24 protein-coding genes and 1 pseudogene are annotated in these 24547 nt (G+C 72.2%); 7 read left to right on the plus strand and 18 right to left on the minus strand.

Annotation, left to right across the window (positions count from 1 at the left end):
* Positions 1-277 (plus strand): CGNR zinc finger domain-containing protein (locus AB0J71_RS24425; RefSeq protein WP_364416186.1); only part of this gene is annotated, 277 nt, incomplete at its 5' end.
* A gap of 21 nt (positions 278-298) precedes the next feature.
* Here AB0J71_RS24425 and efeB read toward each other — a convergent pair.
* The 7 genes from efeB to AB0J71_RS24460 form a co-directional block, all read right to left on the minus strand.
* Complete coding sequence (efeB, locus tag AB0J71_RS24430) at positions 299-1561, minus strand: iron uptake transporter deferrochelatase/peroxidase subunit (protein WP_364416188.1); 1263 nt, start codon at positions 1559-1561, stop codon at positions 299-301.
* Positions 1562-1576: 15 nt separating this feature from the next.
* A complete protein-coding gene (gene efeO / locus AB0J71_RS24435) occupies positions 1577-2716 on the minus strand; it encodes an iron uptake system protein EfeO (protein WP_352320030.1) in 1140 nt (379 codons plus the stop codon).
* 11 nt (positions 2717-2727) lie between these two features.
* Positions 2728-3561, minus strand: coding sequence for an iron uptake transporter permease EfeU (efeU, locus tag AB0J71_RS24440; protein WP_352320032.1), 834 nt, complete (start codon positions 3559-3561; stop codon positions 2728-2730).
* A gap of 123 nt (positions 3562-3684) precedes the next feature.
* On the minus strand, positions 3685-5052 hold the full coding sequence (locus AB0J71_RS24445; protein WP_364416190.1) for a cellulase family glycosylhydrolase: 1368 nt from the start codon (positions 5050-5052) through the stop codon (positions 3685-3687).
* Positions 5053-5054: 2 nt separating this feature from the next.
* Positions 5055-5900, minus strand: a complete 846-nt coding sequence (locus tag AB0J71_RS24450) for a carbohydrate ABC transporter permease (RefSeq protein ID WP_352320035.1) — start codon at positions 5898-5900, stop codon at positions 5055-5057.
* Positions 5897-6856: a sugar ABC transporter permease gene (locus tag AB0J71_RS24455; protein ID WP_352320037.1), complete on the minus strand. Its 960-nt coding sequence runs from the start codon at positions 6854-6856 to the stop codon at positions 5897-5899. The genes AB0J71_RS24450 and AB0J71_RS24455 overlap by 4 nt, the downstream gene beginning before the upstream one ends.
* A complete protein-coding gene (locus tag AB0J71_RS24460; RefSeq protein ID WP_364416192.1) occupies positions 6853-8145 on the minus strand; it encodes an extracellular solute-binding protein in 1293 nt (430 codons plus the stop codon). The genes AB0J71_RS24455 and AB0J71_RS24460 overlap by 4 nt, the downstream gene beginning before the upstream one ends.
* 153 nt (positions 8146-8298) lie before the next feature.
* Between AB0J71_RS24460 and AB0J71_RS24465 the strand changes: the two genes are divergently transcribed.
* Positions 8299-9309 carry a LacI family DNA-binding transcriptional regulator gene (locus AB0J71_RS24465; protein ID WP_352320041.1) on the plus strand — a complete coding sequence of 337 codons (1011 nt, stop codon included), beginning with the start codon at positions 8299-8301 and terminating at the stop codon, positions 9307-9309.
* A gap of 230 nt (positions 9310-9539) precedes the next feature.
* Here AB0J71_RS24465 and AB0J71_RS24470 read toward each other — a convergent pair.
* The 3 genes and pseudogenes from AB0J71_RS24470 to AB0J71_RS24480 all read right to left on the minus strand — a co-directional run.
* A pseudogene (locus AB0J71_RS24470) lies at positions 9540-9932 on the minus strand (RloB domain-containing protein); the annotation flags it as partial.
* 13 nt (positions 9933-9945) lie between these two features.
* Complete coding sequence (locus tag AB0J71_RS24475) at positions 9946-10212, minus strand: hypothetical protein (RefSeq protein WP_352320043.1); 267 nt, start codon at positions 10210-10212, stop codon at positions 9946-9948.
* Positions 10209-11438, minus strand: a complete 1230-nt coding sequence (locus AB0J71_RS24480) for an ATP-binding protein (protein WP_352320045.1) — start codon at positions 11436-11438, stop codon at positions 10209-10211. Before AB0J71_RS24480 ends, AB0J71_RS24475 begins: the two co-directional genes overlap by 4 nt.
* 226 nt (positions 11439-11664) lie before the next feature.
* Between AB0J71_RS24480 and AB0J71_RS24485 the strand changes: the two genes are divergently transcribed.
* Positions 11665-12018 carry a nucleotide pyrophosphohydrolase gene (locus tag AB0J71_RS24485; protein WP_352320046.1) on the plus strand — a complete coding sequence of 118 codons (354 nt, stop codon included), beginning with the start codon at positions 11665-11667 and terminating at the stop codon, positions 12016-12018.
* Positions 12019-12167: 149 nt separating this feature from the next.
* Here the strand turns inward: AB0J71_RS24485 and AB0J71_RS24490 are convergent, their stop codons facing one another.
* Complete coding sequence (locus tag AB0J71_RS24490) at positions 12168-13646, minus strand: MFS transporter (RefSeq protein ID WP_352320048.1); 1479 nt, start codon at positions 13644-13646, stop codon at positions 12168-12170.
* A gap of 89 nt (positions 13647-13735) precedes the next feature.
* Here AB0J71_RS24490 and AB0J71_RS24495 point away from each other — a divergent pair, with 89 nt between their 5' ends.
* On the plus strand, positions 13736-16861 hold the full coding sequence (locus AB0J71_RS24495) for a BTAD domain-containing putative transcriptional regulator (RefSeq protein ID WP_364416194.1): 3126 nt from the start codon (positions 13736-13738) through the stop codon (positions 16859-16861).
* A 69-nt stretch (positions 16862-16930) separates the two neighbouring features.
* Here AB0J71_RS24495 and AB0J71_RS24500 read toward each other — a convergent pair whose 3' ends face one another.
* Complete coding sequence (locus AB0J71_RS24500; protein ID WP_352320052.1) at positions 16931-17383, minus strand: SRPBCC domain-containing protein; 453 nt, start codon at positions 17381-17383, stop codon at positions 16931-16933.
* Between the two features lie 4 nt (positions 17384-17387).
* Positions 17388-18596: an MFS transporter gene (locus tag AB0J71_RS24505; RefSeq protein WP_352320054.1), complete on the minus strand. Its 1209-nt coding sequence runs from the start codon at positions 18594-18596 to the stop codon at positions 17388-17390.
* Positions 18597-18705: 109 nt separating this feature from the next.
* Between AB0J71_RS24505 and AB0J71_RS24510 the strand changes: the two genes are divergently transcribed.
* Together AB0J71_RS24510 and AB0J71_RS24515 are read left to right on the plus strand one after the other, a co-directional pair.
* Positions 18706-19920 (plus strand): amidohydrolase family protein, encoded by a 1215-nt coding sequence (locus AB0J71_RS24510; protein WP_364416196.1) that lies wholly within the window; start codon positions 18706-18708, stop codon positions 19918-19920.
* 92 nt (positions 19921-20012) lie between these two features.
* Positions 20013-20711: a helix-turn-helix domain-containing protein gene (locus tag AB0J71_RS24515; protein WP_364416198.1), complete on the plus strand. Its 699-nt coding sequence runs from the start codon at positions 20013-20015 to the stop codon at positions 20709-20711.
* On the opposite strand, the gene AB0J71_RS24520 is transcribed toward AB0J71_RS24515, so the two are convergent.
* The 4 genes from AB0J71_RS24520 to AB0J71_RS24535 are packed head-to-tail and all read right to left on the minus strand — an operon-like array spanning position 20677 to position 22977.
* Positions 20677-21318 (minus strand): alpha-ketoglutarate-dependent dioxygenase AlkB, encoded by a 642-nt coding sequence (locus AB0J71_RS24520; RefSeq protein WP_352349813.1) that lies wholly within the window; start codon positions 21316-21318, stop codon positions 20677-20679. The genes AB0J71_RS24515 and AB0J71_RS24520 overlap by 35 nt on opposite strands.
* Entirely contained in the window at positions 21315-21794 is a 480-nt protein-coding gene (locus AB0J71_RS24525; RefSeq protein ID WP_364416200.1) for a hypothetical protein, read from the minus strand. The genes AB0J71_RS24520 and AB0J71_RS24525 overlap by 4 nt, the downstream gene beginning before the upstream one ends.
* Positions 21791-22492 (minus strand): 2OG-Fe(II) oxygenase, encoded by a 702-nt coding sequence (locus AB0J71_RS24530; protein ID WP_364416203.1) that lies wholly within the window; start codon positions 22490-22492, stop codon positions 21791-21793. Before AB0J71_RS24530 ends, AB0J71_RS24525 begins: the two co-directional genes overlap by 4 nt.
* A complete protein-coding gene (locus AB0J71_RS24535; RefSeq protein WP_352320066.1) occupies positions 22489-22977 on the minus strand; it encodes a methylated-DNA--[protein]-cysteine S-methyltransferase in 489 nt (162 codons plus the stop codon). The genes AB0J71_RS24530 and AB0J71_RS24535 overlap by 4 nt, the downstream gene beginning before the upstream one ends.
* Before the next feature lie 74 nt (positions 22978-23051).
* On the opposite strand from AB0J71_RS24535, the gene AB0J71_RS24540 reads away from it, so the two are divergent.
* A complete protein-coding gene (locus AB0J71_RS24540; protein WP_352320068.1) occupies positions 23052-23864 on the plus strand; it encodes a lysophospholipase in 813 nt (270 codons plus the stop codon).
* A 32-nt stretch (positions 23865-23896) separates the two neighbouring features.
* On the opposite strand, the gene AB0J71_RS24545 is transcribed toward AB0J71_RS24540, so the two are convergent.
* Positions 23897-24232, minus strand: a complete 336-nt coding sequence (locus AB0J71_RS24545) for a hypothetical protein (protein WP_364416205.1) — start codon at positions 24230-24232, stop codon at positions 23897-23899.
* Positions 24233-24547: the final 315 nt, after the last annotated feature.

Below are 24547 nucleotides of genomic sequence, written 5' to 3' on the forward strand. Positions count from 1 at the left end.
GCCGGCGCGGGCGGCGGTGCAGCCCGCGGGCGGCGTGCCCCGGCTGCGGCTGGTCGCGCCGGACGGGGCGACGGCGGCGGGCCGGCTCGCCGTACGGGCCGTCACCGAGCTGCTGGAGCTGGCCGCGGCCGGCGACTGGGAACGGCTGCGCCAGTGCGCCGCCACGCCGTGCACCGACGCCTTCGTCGACCGCAGCCGGCCGGGCAAGCGGCAGTTCTGCTCGACCCGCTGCGCCAACCGGGCCCACGCCCAGGCCTCACGCGCCCGCCACCGCTGACGGCGAGCATGCTGAGGAGGGTCAGGCGAACAGGGTGCGGCCCCAGTAGTCGCCCGCGTCCTGGACGCCGGGCGGGCAGGCGAACAGGCCGCTGGAGACGTGCTTGATGTACTCGTTGAGCGCGTCGTGCCGGGCCAGGTTCATCTGCACCGGCACGAACTGCTTGCGCGGGTCGCGCTGGTAGGCGATGAAGAACAGCCCGGCGTCCAGGCGGCCGAGGCCGTCGGAGCCGTCGACGAAGTTGTAGCCGCGGCGCAGCAGGTGGGCGTTGCCGTTGTTGCTCGGGTGCGCCAGCTTGACGTGCGAGTCGTCCTTGATCAGCGGCTGCCCGTCGGGGCCCTTGGCGGCGAAGTCGACGGGGTCGAACTCGGCCTTCCTGCCCAGCGGCGCGCCCTCGCCCTTGTCCCGGCCGAAGATCTGCTCCTGCTCGGCGAGCGAGGCGCGGTCCCAGGTCTCGATCGTCATGCGGATCTTCCTGGTGACCATGTACGTGCCGCCCGCCATCCAGGCGGCGCCGTCCGAGCCGCCGGCCCACAGGTGGTCGCGCAGCAGGTCGGCGTCCTCCAGCTTCATGTTGTTGGTGCCGTCCTTGAAGCCCAGGAGGTTGCGCGGCGTGGCCTGGGCCCGCGACGTGGACGACGTACGGCCGAAACCGAGCTGCGACCAGCGCACCGAGACCTTGCCGAAGCCGATCCTGGCCAGGTTGCGGATGGCGTGCACGGCCACCTGGGGGTCGTGCGCGCACGCCTGGACGCAGATGTCCCCGCCCGAGATCTCCGGGATGAGCTGTTCGCCGGGGAACTTCGGCAGGTCGGCCAGCGCGGCAGGCCGTCTGCCCGCCAGCCCGAACCGGTCGTCGAACAGCGACGGGCCGAACCCGATCGTCAGCGTCAGCCCCGAGGCGGGCAGCCCCAGGGCCTCGCCGGTGTCGTCGGGCGCCGCCTCGGCCGCCCCGCCCACCGCGCCGAACGTCCCGGCCTCCTTGCCCTGCGTCAGCCGGGCCGCCGCGGCCGTCCACTCCTGGAGCAGGTCGACCAGCTCGGCCTTCTTGTCGGTGATGACGTCGAAGGCGACGAAGTGCAGCCGGTCCTGGGCGGGCGTGACGATGCCCGCCTGGTGTTGCCCGTAGAACGGGAACGGATCGGACGTCGAGGCGGCGTGCGCGATCGGCGGATCCTCCAGCAGCGACCTGGTCGTCACCGCCCCCGCCCCCAGCACGGCCGCTCCCGCGGCGCCCAGCCCGAACAGCTTGCGGCGGCTCATCCGCCCGCCGGCCTGCGACATCGCCCCCACCTCCCGTTACTTGGCGATGACCGGTGCGATCTTACTGATCGGCTCGGCCAGCGCGTTGATCGCGTCGGACAGCGCCTTCAGCTCGGCCTTGGACAGCTCGTCGTGCAGCTTCCAGCCGTCGCCCTTCTGGTGGGCGCCCAGGGCGGCCTCCGCGGCGGCGAACTTCTCGTCCAGCGTCTTGACCAGGTCGGGGGAGCGCTGCTCCAGCACCGGGCGCAGCGACTGCACGGCGGCCTTGGAGCCCTGGAGGTTGGCGTCGAAGTCCCACAGGTCGGTGTGCGACCAGATGTCCTCCTCGCCGGTGATCTTCCCGGAGGCCACCTCGTCGAGCAGTCCCTTGGCGCCGTTGGCCAGGTTGAGCGGGGTCAGCTCGGCGGAGTTGGACTTCTGGACGATGGTCTTGACGTCGGCGATCAGCTTGTCGGCGACCGGGCCGTCTTTGCTGATGTCCTTCTTGATCCACAGATCCTTCTCGATCCGGTGGAACCCGGTCCACTCCTCGCCGTCGGCCAGGTCGGCCTCGCGGGCGTCGATGGCCGGGTCGAGGTCGCCGAAGATCTCCGCGACCGGCTCGATGCGCTCCCAGTACGTCCGTGAGACCGGGTACAGCTCCTTGGCCTTGCCGATCTCGCCGGCCTTGACGGCGTCCACGAACTCCTGCGTCTTGACCAGCAGCGTGTCGCTCTGCGACTTGATGTAGCGCTTGTAGCTGGCGACGGCGTCGGCGAGCTGGGCGTCGGAGGTGAGCGCCTTGTGCTCGCCGGTCACCTTCAGCGCGTTGCGGATGCCCTTGCCCACCATGCCGGGCTTGCAGACGGCCTCGTACGCGCCGGCCGGCAGCTCGGCCACCAGCTCCCTGGTCAGGCCGGGCACGATGTTCTCGACCTCGGCCATCACCCGGTCACCAGGGGCGTACACGTAGAACTCGGTCACCTTGGAGCCGCCGTTGGTGATCGTGAACGTGCTCGTGCCCGCCGCGACCTCGGTGGCCGCGACCTTGCACTCGGTGTCGGACGCGGCCACGGTGATCTTGCCGGGCGCGCCGGCCGGACCCTTGGCGGCCTGCGTGGCGGTGGTGCCCGAGCCGCACGCGGTCAGGCCCGCGAGGGCGAGCGCGCCGAAGGACAGGCTGATGGCGGTACGCATGATGCTCCTGTTCAGGCCGCGGGTGCGGTGGAGGCGGGAGTGGTCTTCACTCGCTGTGGCAGCAGGAAGAGGAAGAGAGTGGGCGCGAGGTAGACGATCCAGGCCACGGCCTCGGCGATGCTCGGCTGCGGCGTGATGTTGAGCATGCCGGAAAGCAGCGCCCCGTACCAGGAATCGGCGGGCAGGACGGCGCTGATGTCGAAGGCGTAGGAGCTCAGGCCGGGCAGGATGTTGGCTTCCTGGAGGTCGTGCACGCCGTACTTGAAGATGCCGGCGGCGACCAGGATGAGCAGCAGGCCCGTCCAGGTGAAGAACTTGGTGAGGTTGATCTTCAGCGCGCTCTTGTACAGCCCCCAGCCGATGACCACCGACGTGAGCAGGCCGAGCGCGATGCCGAGCAGGGGATCCATGGTGGCGGTCGCGCCCTGGACGGCGGCGAAGAACAGCAGCGCCGTCTCCAGCCCCTCGCGGGCCACGGCCAGGAAGGCCATCACGACCACCGCGAGCGAGCCCATCTGCAGCGCGTCGGAGAGCTTGCCCCGCAGCTCCCCGGAGAGCGCGCGGGCGGTGCGCCGCATCCAGAAGATCATCCAGGTGACGAACGCGACGGCGAGCAGCGAGGTGATCGCGTCGAACAGCTCCTGCCCCATGTGCCCGAGGTTGGCGGCGGTGAAGGTCAGCAGCGCGCCGAAGCCGACGGACAGCGCGACCGCCGCGGCGACGCCCGTCCAGACCTGGGGAAGCTTGTCCTTCCTGTCGCTCTTGACGAGGAAGGCGATGAGGACGGAGACGACGAGCGTCGCCTCCAGTCCCTCGCGCAGTCCGATGAGGTAGCTGGCGAACACCGTCACTCCTGCTGGCTGAGGAAAGGCTTACCTAAATTAGGGCAGCCGAAGCATACCTAGCGCAAGCAGTGATGGCGATAGTTTGCCCGGTGGTGTGACGCACCCGACTGTATGAGCGGTTTGTCACCCAGTGAGATTGCCGGCCAGCAGGTCGAGCAGCGGCTCGCGCCGTACGCACTGCTCCAGCGCGAACGAGTCGGCCAGGGCCAGCAGCTCGTCGTCGCCGAGCCCCCCGAACAGCCTGGCGTACTCGGGCAGCAGGGCCTGGGCGAGGAGGATGTGCCTGATCAGGTCGTCGGTCTGGTAGCGAGCGCCCCACGGGTAGGGCGCCCAGTCCGGGAACTCGGTCTCGACCAGCCGGTGCAGCGGGGCGAGCACGTCGGCGCACTCCTCCATGGTCGAGCCCCACCGGTCCGCGCCGAGCCGCCGCTTCTTGGCGATGAACGCGCCGAACCTGTCCAGGTACGCCCCCGACGCGTGCACCAGCCCCTGCAGGCCCACGTCCTTGTACGTCCAGAGCGACCAGCCCGCCTCGTGGGCGTCGTAGATGTCGAGCTGGTCGCGCAGGACCTGGTAGCGCTGCGCGTCCCGGTCCGGGTCGCCGGTGTAGACCGGGCCGAACTCGCCCACCCACAACGGCGTGCCGGTCTCGCGCTGGAACCGGGACCGCCGGGCGAAGGTCTCCTCCAGCTGGCCGCGGTCGCACCACTCGCCCCTAGTGAGCCCCGGGTACGGGCCGCCGTGGGCGAACCCGGCCAGGGCGTAGTCGTGCATGACGAACACCGTGTTCTCGTACATCTCCCGGAACATCGAGAAGTCGGTGGCGTAGGTGTTGCCGTCCAGGAACAGGACGTGGTCGGGGTCGGCGGCCCGTACGGCCTTGACCAGCCGGTCGTAGAACGGGCCGACCACCTTGCCCGAGACGTCGCCCGGCTCGTTCACCACGTTGTACCCGGCCACCCACGGATGCCCCCGGTAGTGGTCGGCCAGCGCCTCCCACAGGTGCACGGCCCGGTCCTGGAAGTGCCGGTGCTGCCAGAACGCCGCCACGTGCGTGGGGTTGTCGCTGTGCCAGTGCTGGTTCTGGGAGCCGGGCAGGGCGTGCAGGTCGATGACGCTGTAGAGGCCGCGCTCGCCCAGCAGGCCGATCACCCGGTCGAGGTGCCGGAAGCCCCTCGGGTCGATCTCCATGGGCCGGTCGTCGGACTCCCAGTGGTGGTAGTTGACCGGGATGCGCACGCAGTTCATGCCCAGCCCGGCCAGCAGCCCGGCGTCGCTCTCGGTGAAGAACGAGGTGAGCAGCCGGTCGAAGAAGAGCTCGGCCCGCTCCTCGCCCAGCACGCCGGTCACGGCCGCGCGCATCGAGGTCTCGTTGGCGGGATAGCCGGTGACGAAGTTCTCCATGTTCATCCAGCCCCCGAGGCCCACCCCCCTGAGCCGGACGGGCGTGCCTTCGGGGGTGAGGAGCCGGCTTCCTGAGACGTGGAGCATGTTCACCCTTTCGTCGCACCCGCGGTGAGCCCACCGACCAGGTGACGTTCAGCGATGGCGTAGAACCCGAGCGCCGGCACCATGGCCAGGATCAGGTAGGCGAGGACGCGGGCGGTGTCGGTGGCGTACTGGCCCTGGAACTGCTGGATGCCGAGCGGCAGCGTCCAGCTCGACTCGTCGCTGAAGACCACCAGGGGCAGCATGAAGTTGTTCCAGCTCCCCACGACGGCCAGCACGGAGACCGTCGCCATGGCCGGGCGGGCCATCGGCAGCAGGATCCGCCAGAAGAACCCGAACGGCGAGCAGCCGTCGATGATCGCGGCCTCCTCGATCTCGCCCGGGATGCTCCGGAAGAACCCCCGCAGGATGATGATCGTCAGCGGCAGCCCGAAGGCGGCCTGCGTCAGGATGACGCCGAGCGGGTCGTCCAGCAGCCCGAACGTGCGCAGCAGCACGAAGATCGGCAGGATGGCCACCGCGAACGGGAACATCAGCCCGGCGGTGAACAGCGTGAACAGCGCCTCCCTGCCCCGGAAGGCGAACCTGGCGAAGACGAACGCGGCCAGTGCCGCCAGCCCGACCATCACCACGGTCGTGGCGACCGCGATGAACGTGCTGTTCCACACCTGCCGCCAGAACGACCCCGAGCCGAGCACGTCGGTGTAGTTGGCGGTGATCCAGGGGTCGGGCAGGCCGAAGGGGTTGCCCGAGAGCTGGCTGTTGCTCTTGAACCCGCCGAGCAGCGCGTACACGATCGGCACCAGGATGAACGCGCCGACGAGCCAGGCGATCGCGTGCAGGGGCAGGGTCGGACGGCGCCGCCGCGCGGGCGGCCTTCCGTGGTTCATCGGCGGCCTCCCATGGACGTCGTCGCCCCCGCCAGGTCCCGGCGCAGCACCACGCGCTGGTAGACGAGGGCGAAGACGAGGCTGAGCGCGAACATCACGACGCTGATCGCGTTGGCGTAACCCACCTGGGAGCGCTTGAAGCCGAACTCCATCATGGTGACGGCCATCGTCTCCGAGGAGTGCGACGGGCCGCCGCCGGTGAGGATCCAGACCAGGTCGAACAGCTGGATGGTGTAGATGACCGACAGGAACACGCTGATCCTGATCGTCGGCCCGAGCAGCGGCAGTGTGATGTGCCGGAACGTCTCCCAGGGCGTCGCGCCGTCGATCTGCGCGGCCTCGATCAGCTCGTCCGGGATGCCCTGCCGGCCGGCCAGGTAGATCATCATGTGGAAGCCGAAGTACTTCCACGTCATGACCAGGAAGATCGCGGGCATCACGGTGTCCGGATCGGCCAGGAACTCCGACTCCAGGCCGAACACCGACAGCAGCTGGTTGGCCATGCCGCCGTCCGGCGCGAGGATCAGCGAGAACAGCACGCCGGTGATCACCTCGGACAGCACGTACGGGGCGAAGAACACCAGCCGGTAGACCGCCCGCCCCCGGATGCGCTGGTTCAGCAGCATCGCCACGGCCAGCGAGAACGGAAGCTGGACCAGCACCGACAACAGCACCAGGACCACCAGGTGCCACAGGTCGGTGGCGAAGATCCCGGACGACAGCAGCCTGGTGAAGTTGGCCGGCCCGACGAACTGGGTGGGCAGCCCGCCGAACCCGTTCCACTTGAACGCGCTGGCGTAGACCGCCACCAGGATCGGCGTCACCACCAGCAGCAGGAAGAGCACCAGCGCGGGCAGCAGGAACAGCGCGATCGTCACCGCGCGCCCGCGCCGCCGCCCCGGCGGGGCGGCGGCCGGCGGCGCGACCGCCGCCCGCCCTCGGGTCAGCGTCGTCATTCGCTCTTGGCCACTTCGCTGATGTCCTGGCCGATCTGCTCCGGCGTCTTGGTCCCGGCGATCAGCTCGGCCACGCTGTCGTTGACCTGCTGGCCGACGGCCGGCGGGTAGGCCTGGTCCAGGTAGAGCTGGTAGCCGGAGGCCCCGGCCAGCAGGGTCGCGACCTGCTTGAGGTTGGCGTCCTTGACCGCGCTCTCCTCGCCCTTGAGCACCGGCAGCACGCCGCCCGCCGCCACGGCCTTGGTGTGCTGGTCCATCTGCGTCATGAACTTCACGAACTCCACGGCCTGCGGGGGCGCGTCCGCGCCCACCGACAGGCCGTTGCCGCCGCCGAAGGCGTCGCCGATCGAGCCCTTGCCGCCCTCGACCGCGGGGAAGGGGAAGAAGCCCAGGTCGTCGCCGAGGCCCTTGCCGGAGTCCTTCTGCACGGCGGGCGCCCACTGGCCCATCAGCTCCATGGCGGCCTTGCCGTTGGAGACCGTGGCCGCCTGCCCGTCGGGGGTGCCGTACCCCGCGCCGAGGAAGCCCTTCTGGAACGGCTGGAGCTCGGCCAGCGCCTTGACCTGCTGCCCGGCGGCCACGAAGTCGGGCTTGGTGAAGTCGTGGTCCACGCCCGCCTGCGTGAGCGCGGGCAGGCCGGCGATGCGCATCGCCAGATAGGCCCAGTAGTAGTGGCCCGGCCACTTCTCCTTGCCGGCCAGCGCGATCGGGGTGGTGCCGGACGACTTCAGCTTCTTGACGTCGTCGAGGAACTCCGCCCAGGTGGCGGGCGGGGCCGAGATGCCGGCCCTGGCGAAGAGCTTCTTGTTGTACCAGAAGCCGACCAGCCCGATGTCCGTCGGCAGCCCGTAGGTCTTGCCGTCGAACTGGTACGCGCTCAGCGCCGCGGGGGTGAACGTGCCCAGCACGGGCGCGACGTCGTCGGAGAGGTCCTTGACCAGGCCGGCGTCGATCTGCTGCTTGAGCACGCCGCCGCCCCAGGTGACGAAGACGTCGGGGGCCTTGCCCGACTGGGTGATCGTGGTCAGCTTGGCCTTGTAGGCGTCGTTCTCCAGCACCGTCGCCTTGATGGTGACGTCGGGGTGCGCGGCCTCGAAGTCCTTGGCCCGCTGCGCCCACAGGGACTTCAGCGGTTCGGAGGTGGACAGGTGCCACCATTCCAGCGTCACCTTGGCGGGCTTCTGGCCGGATTGCGAGGCGCCGGGCTGCCCGCCGTTCTCGCCACTCCCGCCGCTGCCGCATCCGGCGACGAGCACGGCGGTGGCCATGAGGATCAGACCGCGTTTCATCCAGGGGGTCCCTTCATCGGGCACGAGCGGTATGAAAGTTTCGTATAGCCCCCGATAATTTCGTTGGTCGGAGCATAGGTACGTGCTGCGGAGGGCGTCAATAGCTGTTGTGGGAGCGATCCCAGTCCGAAACTTTCGGATACACTCCCGAACGTGTCAGCTAAGAGGCGCGTGACGATCGCACTGATCGCAGAAGAGGCCGGAGTCTCCATCCCCACGGTCTCCAAGGTCATCAACGGCCGGCCCGAGGTGGCGCCGGCGACCCGTCACAAGGTCGAACGGCTGCTCCAGGAACACGGCTACCAGCGGCGCGTCAGCCAGGACGACACCCCCGCCGGCCTGGTCGACCTGGTGTTCGCCGAGATCGAGTCGCCGTGGGCCATGGAGATCGTGCGCGGCGCGGAGAGCGCGGCCCATGAGGCCGGCGCCAGCGTCGTCATCTCGGTGCTGCACACCCACGCCGGTCCCGGCCGCGACTGGCTCGAACGGCTGGCCGCCCGCCGCACCGACGGCGTGGTGATCGTCGCCTCGCGCCTGTCCACCGGCGTGCAGGCCCAGCTCAGCGCGCGGTCGTTGCCGTTCGTGGTGGTCGACCCCGAGGGCGAGCCGGCCCCCGGCATCGTCTCGGTCGGCGCCACCAACTGGAACGGCGGCCTGGCCGCCACCCGCCATCTGCTCGAACTCGGCCACCGCCGGATCGGCATGATCAGCGGCCCCGCCGACATGCTGTGCAGCCAGGCCCGCGTCGACGGCTACCGGGCCGCCCTGGAGACGGCCGGCGTGCCGCTCGCCCCCGAACTCGTCCGGCGCGGCACCTTCCTCGTCGACTCCGGCCACGACCAGGGCCACGAACTCCTGTCACTCGACGAACCGCCCACGGCCATCTTCGCCGGGTGCGACCTGATGGCGTTCGGCGTGTTCGAGGCCGCCCGGCAGCGGGGGTTGCGCGTCCCGGAGGATCTGAGCGTGGTGGGGTTCGACGACCTGCCGCTGTCGAAGTCGGCCTGGCCGCCGCTGACGACCGTGCGCCAGCCGTTGCAGGAGATGGCGGCGCTGGCCACCCGTACGGTGCTGGGGATGGGGAAGGGCGAGGTGCCGGAGACGAAACGGGTGGAACTGGCTACGGAACTGATCGTCCGCGAGAGCACGGCCGCGGTGGAGTGACGGGGCGGGCCAGAACCGCCCGGCCTGAGCAGTGGGGCCCTGCCTGAGTGGTCTTCGCCCTCCGGGCTCAGGCGCTCTTCTCTGGCGCCTCCGGCGCACCCCCCGCGCCTCCGGCGCCTGGGCCTCCCACGGTTGACCTGCGAGACCTCTTCACGCCCGCCCGCTCGACGGCTCTGGTCACCTGTGCGGCTGCTCATTGCGCGCTCGCCGAGCCCGTCTCTCCGGCCGCCTCAGAGGAACGGCGGGATGCCGAGGCTCTCCAGAAGGCGCCACATCCCGCTGGACGGATCCTGATCGATGAGCCCGCAACGTGGCTTGGGGTCTCGCGGATGGGAGCACTCGCCGGAAGCGCAGCGCCTCTCCAGGCTTCGCGCATTGTCGAACGCGGTCTTGAGGCGTGGCATGAGGTGATCGGCGCGCGCTTTGGTGGTCCTCTTGTCCCTCGGCCCGAACCCCGCGAAGCCGGGCCGCTGTGACAAGAGCTGGTGGATCTGGTGGTTGCGGCCGTCCTGCGGCTGGTCGTAGAGGCCGTAGTGCAGGTAGAGCCAGAAGTCGAAGGACGGATGGGACAGGGCGACTCTGATCTTGCGGTGCTCCTTGAGCGCGTTCAGGGCGGCGTCGAGGTCACGATGCTGGTCACGGGCGAAGAGCGTCTTCCTCGGCCACGGTCAGGGCGCGCTGGGCGACCTTCCACGGTTTCATGTCGTCGGGCCGGTACTTCGGCATGTCGATGCGGAACGAGCACTGCCGGGAGAACGCGTTCTGCAGCATCGTGAGGTAGTCGTACTCGGTCACCGCGCCTTCGGCGACCGCGTAGAAGATGCGATTCGCGGCGCGGGGCGGCGGCTGGGCCGTCAGGCTGGAGCCGCGTTGGCGCTTCTTCCTGACCTTGTCGGGGCTCATGCGAGGGCCTCTCCCGCCTCGCGTGCCAGCTCGCCGGGGGCGACCCGTGGTACGCCGCCGAAGCGGCCGAGCAGCCAGCCGCGTTCGAGGTTCTCGTTCGGACGGGGCGGTGGACGCAGGCTCGACAGCGGATACAGCTCCGTCGAGCCCCTGGGGTCCTTCTCCGCCATCCAGACCACGTCCCGGTCCAGGATCCGTTCCCCGCCCGCGAGCGGACGCAGCAGCGACGCGTCGTGCGTCGTGAACACCATCTGCGCCCCTCGCGCGTTGACCTCGGGGTCCTCGAACATCCTGATCACCTCGGCCGCGAGTGCGGGGTGCAGGCTGGCGTCCAGTTCGTCCACGAGCACCGTGGTGCCCTGCTGGAACGCCTCCAGCAGGGGCCCCAGCATCGCGAACCAGGCGCGCGTGCCCATGGACTCGTGCGCGAAGTCCAGAGAGGCCGTGTGATCGCCGGCGCGGTGGAGCAGCCGGACGTCACCACGTGCCAGGGCGGCCTCGTCGAACCCGACGATGCCGAGGTCGGCCCGGGTCAGCAGGCGGCCGACCTGAGCCCTGAACCGTTCGTCCGCAAGGGCTCTGGCCTTGGTGAACACCTGGCGCTGGGGCAGGTCCTGTTCGGGGCTGATCAGCCACAGATTGTCGCGGAACCACTCGAACACGGGCAGCAGTTGCTCGTTGTTCCACTCGGCGGCCACCGTGAGAAAGAGGGAGTCCGGGCGGGTCTTCCGCGCCAGGTCCTGCTTCTCGCCGCGCAGCCCTTCCCCGGCGAAGCGGATGTCGTCGCCGTCGCGGTCGAACCAGACCTGGCGCCGGCCCTTGGGGTAGGCGTGCAGCCATTCGGCGTGGACGCGTTCGTCGTCCAGCTCGAACCCGTAGGTGTAGCGGACGCCCGCCAGTTCGAGGTCGATCTCGACGAAGGAGTCTTCGTCGGCGCAGCTCGGGTCGAGCGCGAAGGGGATCCGGCGGGTCGGCTTCTCCTCGCTGATCCACGCCACCGAGTGCAGCACGGCCTGCCGCATCAGCCGCAGGCCGACGAGCGTGTTGGTCTTTCCCGAGGCGTTGGCTCCGTAGATCCCCAGGACCGGGAGCACGGACAGCGGCCGCCCTCCCTCCCGGACCGGGATGGGGCGGGCCGTGCCGTCGTTCAGCTCCGTCGCGATCAGTGAGAGACGTTGATCATCACGGAACGACAGGACGTTGGCCAACCGGAAGTTGAGAAGCACGGTGTCTCCCTTGTCAGGATCACGCTACCCATTTGAAGCCGTCTGGCGTGCGTTTCGTTCGCGTGAGGGCGTCAAATGGGCGCTTGCTGCCTGGCGGTGCCTGTCAGAGGATCGCGAAGTCCGGGTCGGCGCGGTCGAAGGGTCGCCGGGGAACCAGACGGGGTTCGCCCGGACTGTCATCACCGGTCGTGATGGATCGGCCTGCGGGCCAGTAGGGTCGGGTGGCGTGAGCGAGGAGCTGGAAGGGCTGGCCGTACGGCTGCGGGAGTTCGCGCGGGCCCGCGACTGGGAGAGGTTCCACACGCCGAAGAACCTGGCGATGGCGCTGGCGGGGGAGGCGGGCGAGCTGGTCGCGGAGTTCCAGTGGCTGACCGCCGAGGAGTCCGCGAGCCCCGACCCCGACACGCTCGCCCGCATCCGCGCCGAGCTCGGCGACGTGACCCTGTACCTGGTCCGGCTGGCCGACGTCCTGGGGGTCGATCTGGTGGCGGCGGCGACCGCCAAGCTGGCCGACAACGAACGCCGCTACGACGCGGCCGGCTACCGCGGCTCGGCCAGGAAAGCGCCGCCGTCCGGCTGACCGTGCGTACGAACGGCATGCCCGGAACGGCGAAGGACCGCCGGCCAGGCCGGCGGTCAGCGGGCAACGAGGGCTGAAGGGCGGTCAGGGGACAAGGAGGGCGAGAGGGCGGTCAGGGGACAAGGAGAGGGCGAGAGGGCAGGAGGGGGTCAGGGCGTCGGGCGGTGGTGGCGGAGGGTGAGGAGGGCGAAGACGGCCAGCCCCGCGAAGACCACCGCGCTCACGGCCCCCACCGTGTTCAGCCCCGCCGTGAACGCCGCCCGCGCCAGGTCCAGCAGTCCGGGCAGGTCCTTGGCGGCGGTCACCGCCGCGCCGATGCTCTCCCGCACGGCCTCCACCGGCAGGTGCTCGGGGAGCCGCCCGCGGTAGACGGCCGTGCCGAGGCTGCCGAGCGCGGCCACCCCGACCGCCACCCCGAACTCGCCGCTCGTCTCGGTCAGCGACGCCGCCGAGCCGGCCTTCTCGGCGGGCGCGGCCGTCATGATCACGCTGTTGCCCGTGCCCATCGGCAGCGCGATGCCCGCCGAGGCCAGGACCAGCCCGGTGACGACCAGCCCGGTCCCGCCCACGCTGGAAACCTGGGTGTGCAGGAACAGCCCGACGGCGCCCAGCGCGAGCCCGGCGGCCATCACGTACGCGGTGCCGATCCGGGCGGCGAGCCGCGGCGCGACCGACAGGGCCACGATCATCGCCAGGTTCTGCGGCACCAGCCACAACCCGGCGCCCAGCGGCGACAGCGACGCCACGGTCTGCAGGTACTGGGTGGTCATGAGTGTGGTCCCGGCCATGACGATCCCGCCGAGCGACATGATGCCCAGCGTCGCCGCGAACGCCCGGTTGCCGAACAGCCGCAGGTCCAGCAGCGGGCTGGCGAGGTTGCGCTGCCGCCTGACGAACGCCACGCCGAAGGCCGTCCCGGCGGCGATCGCGATCAGGGGGACGGGCTGCCAGCCGCCGCGCGCGACCTCCTTCAGCCCGTAGACGACCGGCAGGATGGTCGCCAGGGACAGCGCCACGCTGGCCGGGTCGAGGCGGCCGGCGTTCGGGTCGCGGTACTCGGGGAGCAGCAGCCGTCCGGCGACCAGCACGACCGCCATGAACGGCACGCCCATCAGGAACGCCGACCCCCACCAGAAGTGCTCCAGCAGCAGCCCGCCCACCAGCGGGCCGACCGCCATGCCGAGCATGAAGCAGCCGTACCACAGGCCGATCGCGGTGCCCATCTGCCGGCCGTCGGTGAACATCGTGCGGATCAGCGCCAGCGACGACGGCAGCAGCGTCGCCCCCGAGACGCCGAGCAGCGCCCGCGACACGATGAGCATCTCCGCGTTCACCGAGTACGCGGCGGCCACCGAGGCCGCGGCGAAGGCCACCGAGCCGATCAGCAGCAGCCTGCGCCGCCCGATCCGGTCGCCCAGCGTCCCCATCGTCACCAGGAACCCGGCCAGCATGAACGAGTAGATGTCCAGGATCCACAGCTGCTGCGGCGCGGAGGCGCCGAGCCCGGCGCTCAGGTGCGGCAGCGCCAGGTAGAGCACGCTCAGGTCGACGGAGAGCAGCAGGGCCACCGAGGCGAGGATCGCGAGCCCCGTCCATTCACGCCGTCCAGCGAGGGTGCCGGTCTTCATGTCGTTTCCCCTTTCGTCGATCTCACCGTGCCGGAGGGCGCTTCCGGTGCGCTTCTCGAGGACTTACGGCGGCGCATAAGGTGACGGACATGCGATTTGGGGTGCTGGGGCCGCTGGCCGTGTGGACCGATGCGGGGGAGCCCGTGACGATCCCCGGGCTCAAGGTCCGGGCGCTGCTCGCCGATCTGCTCGTGCACGAGGGCCATCCGGTCTCGGCCGACCGGCTGGTGGAGGACCTGTGGGGCGAGGAGCCGCCGGGCAACCCGGCGGGCGCGCTCCAGGTGCGGGTCTCCCAGTTGCGCAAGGCGCTGGAGGACGCCGAGCCGGGCGGCAAGAACCTGGTGGTCTCGCGGGCGCCCGGCTATCTGCTGCGCACCGATCCCGGCGCGCTCGACGCGGACCGCTTCGCCGGCCTGCTGACCCGCGCCGAGGCCGCCGACAGCCCGCGGACCAGGGCGGGGCTGCTGGCCGACGCCCTGGCGCTGTGGCGGGGGGCGGCCTACGCCGACTTCGCCGACGAGGAGTACACCAGGTCGGCGATCGTCCGGCTGGAGGAGCAGCGGCTGACGGCGCTGGAGCAGCGCGCCGAGGCCCGGCTGGAACTGGGCGAGCACGGGCTGCTCGTGGGCGAGCTGGGCGACCTGGTGGCCCGGCATCCGCTGCGGGAGCGGCTGCGCGCCGTGCACATGCGCGCCCTCTACCGGGCCGGACGGCAGAGCGACGCCCTGGCGAGCTTCGCCGAGCTGCGCGAGCGCCTGGCCGACGAGCTGGGCCTCGATCCCGGCCCCGAGCTGGTCGCGCTGCACCAGGCGATCCTCGGCCAGGACCCGGCGCTGAGCCTGCCCGCCGAGCGGCCCACCACGAACCTGCCCGCGTCCGTCAGCAAGCTCGTCGGCAGGGACGAGGCGCTGGCCGAGGTCTGCTCGCTGGTCAGCGCCGAGCGGCTGGTGACGCTCACCGGCACCGGCGGCGTGGGCAAGACCAGGCTGGCGCTGGAGGCGGCGCACCGGCTGCTGGACGGCTTCGCCGACGGCGCCTGGCTGGTCGCGCTCGACGCCGCCACCCACTCGCCCGCCGAGGCGATCATGGCCGCCCTGGACATCCGGGAGGACCCGTCGGGCGGCGACGTGTGCGAACGGCTGGCCGCGGCGTTGCGGCCGAGGCGCGTGCTGCTCGTGCTGGACAACTGCGAGCACGTGGTCGAGCAGGTCGCCGACGTGGTCGACGCGCTGCTGGCCGCGGTGCCGGGCCTGACCGTCCTGGCCACCAGCCGGGAGCCGCTCGGCGTGGACGGCGAGGTGTTGTGGAGCGTCCCGCCGCTCGACCTGCCGGCGGGCACGGACCTGGCGGAGATGGCCCGTTCGGACGCCGTCCGGCTGTTCGTCGCCAGGGCGGCCGCCTCGGCCCGCGGGTTCGCGCTGGAGGCGGGCAACGCGCAGGCGGTGGCCCAGCTCTGCCGGCGGCTCGACGGCATCCCGCTGGCCCTGGAGCTGGCCGCGACGCGGGTGCGGGCGCTGGGCGTCCAGGGGGTGGTGGACCGGCTGGACGACCGGTTCAGGCTGCTGGCGTCCGGGCGCAGGGGCGCGCCCGCCCGGCAGCAGACGCTCACCGCCGTGATCGACTGGAGCTGGGACCTGCTGTCGGACGAGGAACGGGTGGTGCTGCGCCGCCTGGCCGTGCACGCCGACGGCTGCACCCTGGAGTCGGCCGAGGCGGTGTGCGCCGAGCCGGGGCTCGACGTGCTCGACCTGCTGGCCCGGCTGGTCGACCGCTCGCTCGTGGTGGTCGCCGAGAGCACGACGGGCGTCAGGTACCGGCTGCTGGAGTCGGTGTCGGAGTACTGCGTGGGCCGTCTGGCCGACGCCGGCGAGCTGGCCGACGTGCGCCGCGCCCACCTGCGCCACTACCTGGAGCTGGCCGTCGCGGCCGAACCCGGCCTGTACGGCGGCGAGCAGCGGGACCGCCTGCTGCGCCTGGACGCCGAGTCGGCCAACATACGGGCCGCGCTGGACACCGCGATCGCCGAGGGGGCCGCCGACACCGCCGCGCGCCTGGTCAACGCGCTGGCCTGGTACTGGTTCCTGCGCGGCCGGCTGGCCGAGGGACGGCGCTCGCTGGGCGCGGCGCTGGCCGTCGCGGGGCCGGACGGCCCGGCCAGGCACCGGGCGGCGGCCTGGCACGCCGGGTTCGCGCTCCTGCTGGGCGAGCAGGTCGCGTGGGAGCCGCTGCTGGAGCGCGTCGCCGACCCGGGCGAGCGGGCCAGGGCCGAGCTGTTCGCCGGAATGAGCGTGCCCGACATGGTCACCGGCCAGGAGCTGACCGGACGTGCGCTGGCCGCCTGCCGCGCCCTCGGCGACACGTGGGGCGTCGCCGTCGCGCTGGCCAGGCAGGCGCGCGACGCGTTCACCATGCGCGACACCGAGGCGCTGGAGCGCGACGCGGGGGAGAGCGCGCGGCTGTTCGGCGAGCTGGGCGACCGCTGGGGCATGTTGCAGGCCACCGAATGGCTGGCGGGCGCGGCCGAGATGGCCGGCGACCACGAGCGGGCGCGCCGGCTGTTCGCCGAGGGGCTGCGCATGGCCGAGGAGCTCGGCCTGTGGCCCGAGGTGGCCGGGCGCACCGCCTGGCTGGGCTGGACGGCGCTGCACGGCGGCGCGTACGACCAGGCCATGGAGTTGTGCGGACGGGCGTTGAAGCTGGCGCTCGGCCAGGGCTACAAGATGGGCGAGACCATGGCCGAGATGGGCCTGGCCTTCGCCGCGCGCCGCGCCGGGCTGCTCGACCTGGCCGAGTCGCACCTGCACCACCTGCTGGCGGGCCTGCCGCGCGACCCCGCCGTCGAGCCGCCGCTGCACCTGCCGGACCTGCTGGTCGAGCTGGGCCACCTCACCGAGCAGCGCGGCGACCCGGCCGCCGCCCTGGAGCTGCACCGGGAGGCGCTGGCCGCGGCGATCAGGGTCGGCGACCCGCGCACGGCGGCGGCGTGCGTCGCGGGCGCGGCGTCGGCGGCCGGGCCGACCGAGCGGGCGGCGGTGCTGCTGGGGCTGGCCGCCGCGATCCGCGAGCAGATCCAGACCCCGGCCAACGCCGCCGAACGTGCGGAGGAGGAGCGGGTCACGGCCCGGGTCCGGGACGCGCTCGGTGAGCGCGCCTTCGCCGCGGCGTACGAGCGGGGCGGCACGTACAAGCTGGACGACGCCCTCGGCCTGTTCTGAGGTTCAGCGTGTCGTCGGGGTTCAGCGTGTCGGGGTTCAGCGTGTCGTCGGGGATCCGCGTGTCGGGGGTCAGCGTGCGACATGCTCGGCCAGGCGGTCGAAGAACTCGTCCCAGCCGGCCCTGGCCTGCTCGGCGTGCTCCTGGTCGGTGTTGACGCCGAACTGGTGGAAGCGCATCTCGGTGCCGCCGTCCCGGTCGAGCAGGTCGAGCGTGACGACCGAGGCCGGGCCGTCGCCGGGGTTGTCGGGGTCGCCGGTGGTGAACACCAGCCGGGCGGGCGCCTGCACCTCGCGGTAGGAGCCCTCCAGCGTCGCCTCGAACCCCTCCTCGCCGACGAGCGTCGCGCGCCACCGGCCGCCGGGACGGGCGTCGAGGGTGATCCGGCCGACCGGCGTGGCCAGCATGCGCGGGCCGAACCAGCGGGAGAAACGCTCGGGCTCGGTCCAGGCGGCGTAGACGTCCTCGCGGGGGGCGTCGAAGGTGCGGACGATCTCGTACTGTGCGGTCTGCGTCGTTGTCATGCCTCTACGATGCGGGAGCGGCCTTACGATCCTCTTCCCGCGGCCTTACGGTGATCTGCCGCACCGGCCGCAGGGACAGCAGCACCAGGCAGCCGACGACCGTGACCAGCGCGGAGAAGCCCAGCACCTCGCGAGAGCCCACCAGGGCGGCCACCGGCCCGGCCAGCGCCTGGCCGATCGGGAGCGACATGGTCGAGCCGCCGATCTCGTACGCGCTGACCCGGTTCAGCGCCTCGGCCGGCACCAGCGTCTGCACGCTCGTCGCCCACATCACCGACCAGAACGCCCACCCAGCGCCGCCCACCACGTGGCAGGCCATGATCACGCCGAGCGGCAGGCCGGCCGCGAAGCTCAGCGGCTCCAGCGCGAACAGGAACATGCCGATCCCGCCCGCCGCCAGCGGCCTGGCCGGCCTGATCCGCAGCGCCACCAGGCCGCCCACGATCGTCCCCGCCCCGCTCGCCGACATCACCAGCCCGTACGCGGTCTGCCCGTACGCGTCGGTCACCACCACCGAGCCGAGCGGGATCAGCGGCCCGAACAGGGTGATCCCGAAGACCACCCAGATCAGGATGACGCTCCACATCCACGTGCGCGACCGGAACTCCCGCCAGCCCTCGCGCAGCCGCACCAGCACAGGCTCCTCGCCGGAGCCCGCCACCCGCACCCGCATGAGCAGCAGGCACACCGCGCTGATCGCGAACCCGGCCGAGTCGGCGGCGAACACCACGCCCACCCCGGCCAGCCCGACCAGCGCCCCGGCCAGCCCCGGCCCGAGCAACTGCATGATCGCCTCGGACATGCGCAGGGTGGCGTTGGCGCGCTGCACGTCGGCCGCGACCCGGGAGATGGTGCCCGCGACGCCCGGCGTGTACATGGCGGCCGCCGCACCCGCGACCGCCGACAGCGCCACGACCTGCCACAACTCCGGCCGGCCCAGCACGAACAGGGCCGCCGTGCCGGCCTGCGTCGCCGTCCTGGCCAGGTCGGCGCCGACCATCATGCGGCGGGGCGTGAACCGGTCCATGAGCACGCCGCCGAACAGGATGAGCCCGGCCATCGGCACCATCCAGGCGGCCAGCGCCAGGCCGACGCCGGTGGCGCCGTAACCGGCGTCGTGCATGCCGAGCGCGGTGGCCACCGGCATCATCGCCGAGCCCAGCATCGACACCGTGCGGGCGGTGAAGAAGAGCACGAAGTCGCGCGTCCACATGGACGGCCATCATGCCGTAATAAGTAAACCTTCCTATCAATTGGGGCCCCGTGTTCCGGCCCCCGGCGGGGGCGGGCGCGGCGGGGCCGCGTGTGGCACTGTGGAGGGCATGCGGATCATCCGTGCCGGCACGGTGCTCACCGGGCGTCCCGGAGAGGTCATCACGAACGGCGAAGTGCTGATCGACGGCTCGCGCATCGTCTCGGTGGGCCCCCGCGGCAGTGCGGGCCAGGCCGCCGAGACCCTCGACCTGCCCGGCCACACCCTGCTGCCCGGCCTCGTCGACGCGCACGTGCACCTCGGGTTCGACGGCACGGTCGACCCGGTGACCCGGCGCAGCGCCGTGAGCGACGGCCACCTGCTGCTGCGCATGGCCGAGAACGCCCGCAAGCTCGTCTCCGCGGGCGTCACCACGGCCCGCGACCTCGGCGGACGCGACTTCCTCGACCTCACCCTGCGCGACGCGATCGAGGGCGGCCTCGCCGTCGGCCCGCACCTGATCGCCGCGACCCGGCCGATCACGGTCACCGGCGGCCACTGCTGGTACATGGGCGGCGAGGCCGACGACGAGCCGTCCGTCCGGCGGGTGGCCAGGGAGAACCTGCGGGCCGGCGCCGACTGCCTCAAGGTGATGGCCTCGGGCGGCGAGATGTCGCCCGGCTCGGTGCCGAGCTGGCGGGCCCAGTACCCGGCCGCGCTGATCAGGGCCGCCGTGGAGGAGGCCGCGACGCGCGGCAAGACCGTCGCGGCCCACGCCCACGCCCCCGAGTCGATCGGCAACGCGCTGGAGGCCGGGGTCACCACGATCGAGCACTGCACGTTCCACACCCCGGCGGGCCCGGTCTACGACGCGCGGCTGGCCGACCGCATCGCCGCGAGCGGCACGTACGTGTGCCCGACCGTGCACGGCCAGTTCTGGAACCTGCGCGCGCTCGTCGGCGCCGAGCCGATGGACCGCTGGCTGGGCAACCTCGCCGCCATGCGCGAGGCCGGGATCAGGCTCGTCGCCGGGACCGACACCGGGTTCGCCATCGCCGGGCTCGACAAGCGCACCGACGACTACGTCTCGGGGCTGGAGGTCTTCGCCGAGGCCGGGTTCGGCAACGCGGAGATCGTCGAGCTGGCCACCGTACGCGCCGCCGAGGCGTGCGGGGCCGGGGCCGAGACCGGCAGCCTGGAGGCCGGGAAGCGCGCCGACGTCATCGCGGTCCGCGGCAACCCGCTCGACCGCCTGGCCGACCTGCGCGCGCTCGACCTCGTGCTGGTGTCGGGACGTTCGGTCAGCCAGAAGCACGTGGACACCGTGACCTCGTCCGTCGGCTGAGCCGGACGGGGAGGCCCGGCCGCCCCGGCTCCTGGCGTGGCTCGCCCGCGACCTGTCCGCCTGACGGGACGCCGGGCGCTAGGCTGCCGCGTGTGGAGTTGAAGGATCAGGTACGCGAGCTGCGCGCCCAGGGCAGGTCTCCCAAGGAGATCGCCCGGGCGCTCAAGGTGTCGCCGTCGGTCGTCGCGCCCCTCGTGCGCGCCATCGCCGCCGAGAACGTGACGTCGGCCGAGCCCGAGGTGGTCGGCTGCTGGATGAACGTCGGCTGGAGCGCCGGGCTGGGCGTCGACCCGGCCAAGGGCTGGGTCGACGAGGCCCCGGAGTCCGGCGCTGGCGGCATGGTGTGCGTGCTGGTCGCCCGCCGCCACACCTGGGACCGGATGACCGTCGCCGGCTACCTCGCCGACGTCTACTGCCTCGGCATCAAGAACACCATCGGCCCGGACGTGCTCGACGAGCGCGACCTGCGCAGGTTCCGCGAATACTTCTTCGGCGAGTACGCGGGCTACCAGGAGGTGCCGATCGAGCTGGCCCAGCACCTGGTCTTCGGCTCGATCGACTATGCCCGCACCCTCGGCTTCGAGCCCCACGAGGACTTCTCGCCGGTCAGCGACCTGCTGGGCAAGTGGGAGGGCGGCTCGGCCATCACCTTCGGCCGCGACGGCAAGCCCTTCTACACCCCGGGCCCGCACGACGACCCGGGCAAGGTCCTGCGCATCCTGCGCCGCACCCTCACCGGCGACCAGTTCGACTACTTCATCGAAGACCCGTCACCCGCATCGTCACGTTGAGGCGCCCGGCGGCCAGGCCGGTGGCCGGGTCGCCGGTGCCCGGGTAGACCTTCGGCACGCCGTGATAGGCGAAGCGGGACGCGCCGCCGAACACGAACAGGTCACCCGAGGCCAGCTCCACGTCGGTGTACGGCTTCCCGCGCGTCTCGGTGTTGCCGAAGCGGAACAGGCACGTGTCGCCGACGCTCAGCGACACCACCGGGGCGTCGGAGCGCTCGTCCTTGTCCTGGTGCATGCCCATCCTGGCCTGGCCGTCGTAGAAGTTGACCAGCGCGGTGTCGGGGTCGTAGCCGTCGTCCGGGCGGCCGTAGGCGTCGGCCAGCGCGCGGCGGCCGAGGTCGCCGAGCCACGTGGGGAACGCGGCGACCCGCCGCCCGTTCACGTCGTGCGCCAGACGCGTGTACCGGTACGGCTGCCAGTGCCAGCCGACGCACACCGTCCGCACCGACATCACGCCGCCGCCGGGCAGCACGGTGTGCCGGATCGGCACCGGGCCGGTCGCCCACGCCCGGCAGGCGCGCACCAGGTCCTGCTGCTCGGCGAGGGACAGCCAGCCCGGGACGTGCACCGCGCCCGGGGCGATCTCCCGCATGGGTAGAGGGATCATCTCGGGTCCCGATATATCAGGTTTCGGCCTATTCGCCATGTTGTGCCGTCGGTGTCGGCTCCGCGCATGCCTTCCAGTGTCCCAGGAGCGGCCAGGGCGACCGCGCGGGCCGTGGCCGCCGAACCGTACGTCCGGCGCGGATCCCAGTCGGTGCTGCGGCGCAGGCGCTCGCTCATCCCGGCCCATCCGGCCGGCGCGCCCGCGACCACCCAGGCGTCCGGTTCACCCGCCGTGAACCGCCTGGCCTGGCGCAGCCACGACGCCGCCGTCTCCGGCCAGGCGACCACCGCGAGCACCGTCCCGTCCCAGGCGTCGGCGAACGCCTCGGCCAGGCGGGCGCCGTCCCGGCCGTGGCCGACGACGACGGCGCCTGCCCGTGGGCGCTGGGCCCGGACGAGGGCGAGCAGCGCCTCCAGCTCGGCCGTCTGTCCGTCCGGTCGCCCGGTCGTGCGCTCGGTTGTGCGCCGGTCCGTCATGTCGCGTCGTGCAGGACCAGGCCGAGGGTGTGCCGCAGCCCCGAACGCACGGTGCTGACCCCGTGCCGCACCGGCGAGGCCGACCAGCCGCGCGAGGAGCGCACCGGCCGGTCGCGGGTGGTGAAGATCAGCCCGTGCCCCTGCGGCAGCGCGGTCACCGTGCCCCGCGACTGGGCCCTCGGCCGCTGCTCCACCAGCAGGAACTCGCCCCCGGTGTAGTCCTCGCCGGGCCGGTCGAGCCCGATGACGACCTGCAGCGGGAACACCAGGTCGCCGTACAGGTCGCGGTGGAGCGCGTTCCAGTCGTTCTCCCGGTAGCGCAGCAGGATGGGGGTCGGCTTGGTCTGTCCCGCCGCGTGGCACATGTCCAGCCACTCGCCGAAGTCGTCCGGCCAGGGCGCGGGCTGCCCCAGCCGGGCCGCCCAGTCGCGGGCGATCGGCAGCAGGCGGGGATAGAACGCTGCCCGCAACTCCTCGACCAGCGGCGGGAACGGCCGGCGGAAGTACCGGTACTGGCCGGAGCCGAACCGGTGACGGGCCATGTCGACCGTCGAGCGGAACCGGCCGGCCTCGTCGTACAGGCCGGAGATCTCCGCGCACTCCCCGGGCGAGAGCAGCCTGGGCGTCAGCGCGCAGCCGTGGGCGTCGAGCTCCCCGGCCAGCCGCTCCCAGTCGGCCCCCTCGACCTGCGGCGTCATGACGACACGCTCCAGAGCTGCGGCTGCAGGACGCCTTCGAGGGTGAGCAGGTCGCACTTGCGTTCCAGGCCGCCCGCGTAGCCGGTCAGCGCGCCGTCCGCGGCGACCACCCGGTGGCAGGGGACCACGACGAGCAGCGGGTTCGCGCCGATCGCGGCGCCGACCGCGCGGACCCGGTCCCGCGCCACGCCGGCGCGGGCGGTCAGCTCGCCGTAGCTCGTCGTCGTCCCGTACGGCAGCGCCGCCACCTGCGCCCACACCCGCTGCTGGAACGCCGTCCCGCGGGCGGCCAGGGGCAGGTCGAACGAGGTGCGCCCGCCCGCGAAGTACTCGCCGAGCTGTCGTTCGGCCTCCTCGAACGCGGCCGGCTCCCGGCGTCCGGGCGGCGCGCCCACGTCGAACGACACGCGGGTCAGCCGTCCCGCGCCGTCGCCGACGAGCAGAATCTCGCCCAGCGGACTGTCGATGGTGGTGTGGATGTCCATACTCTCTACAACACCGGCGCGCCCGCGGAAGTCAGCGGTTTTCGGACGTCGTGGCTGGATGGGAGAGGAAGTTCATGGCCGAGTCGAGAGAGCACACCTTCACCGGCACGCGGGGGCTGAACGTCGTCCGCGAATGGCCGCACGGCCGGCCCCGCTACCTCGCCCTCCTGGTCCACGGATACGGCGAGCACATCGGCCGCTACGAGTACGTGGCCGACCGTCTCGTCCGGCACGGCGCCGCCGTCTACGGGCTCGACCACATGGGCCACGGCAGGTCGGCGGGCGAACGCGTGCTCGTCGAGGACTTCGAGGACGTCGTCACCGACGTGCACACCGTCGAGGAGCGCGCCAAGGCCGACCACCCGGGCGTCCCGGTCGTGCTGATCGGCCACTCCATGGGCGGCATGATCGCCGCCCGGTACGCCCAGCGCTACGCCGAGGGCCTGACCGCGCTGGTGCTGTCGGGCCCGGTGATCGGCGAGTGGGCGGTCATCCCCGCGCTGATGGCGCTCGACGAGCTGCCCGACATCCCCATCGACCCGGCCACGCTCTCCCGCGATCCGTCGGTGGGGGCGGCGTACGCCGACGACCCGCTGGTCTGGCACGGGCCGTTCAAGCGGGCCACGGTGGAGGCGTTCGCCGCGATGCTGGACACGATCGCCAAGGGCGGCACGTTCGGCGCCCTGCCCACGTTGTGGGTGCACGGCGACGACGACCAGCTCGTACCGCTGGACGGCAGCCGGGCCGGGGTGGAGGCGGTCAAGGGCACCGACCTGACCGAACGCATCTACGCCGGCGCCCGTCACGAGGTCTTCAACGAGACCAACCGGGACGAGGTCCTCACCGACGTCCAGACCTTCGTGGACCGGGCGCTGGCCGACCGATAGCCAGGGCGGCGCGTGCGGTGGGGGGCTGGAAGTCAGCGGTGGTTCGTGCGGCGGGGTGTCGGGGGCTGCTGGGCGACCGGTAGCCAGAGGTGACCCTTGCCGTGGGCGCGGCTGAGCTCGATCTTCCAGCAGCCGGGCTTGGGGAAGACGAGCCCGGTGCCCCACTCGTCCCCCGGCCGGTGCCAGGACGACCCGCCGTGCTCCTCGGGCCCCCAGGCGAGACGGGCGGCGGTGCCGTCAGGAAGGGACGCCCTGACCGTCAGCGGCCCGTCCCCGGTCATCCGCCACACGATCTTGATGGTCTCATGCCGGCGAAGCGGCAGCCCGGACACGAACAACAACCCCCACACCTCGGCGTCCGCCGACACCCCCCGCACCTCCGGAAACCCACTCCCGCCACCTACCAACGCCCCCCGGCACCCCGCCCCCGCATTCGACCTCCCCCTCCCGCCACCGGCACCAGGGCTCGGGCGGGCGTCGATGCTCAGGGTGGCGGTTGGGGTCAGGCTCGGGCTGGGGAGGGGGCCGGCACCGGTGCTCGGGCCGGAGGCGGCGGTAGGGGTGGCGTCGGCGGTCGGGCCGGAGGCGGCGGGCGGAGTGGCGTCGGGGGTCGGGCTTGAGGGCCCGCTCCCGTCTCCGCTCGGCGTGATGCCCGAAGACGCGCTCACCGAGGACCCGGCGCC

This window comes from Nonomuraea sp. NPDC049637 (assembly GCF_040675235.1).
Classification (GTDB): domain Bacteria; phylum Actinomycetota; class Actinomycetes; order Streptosporangiales; family Streptosporangiaceae; genus Nonomuraea.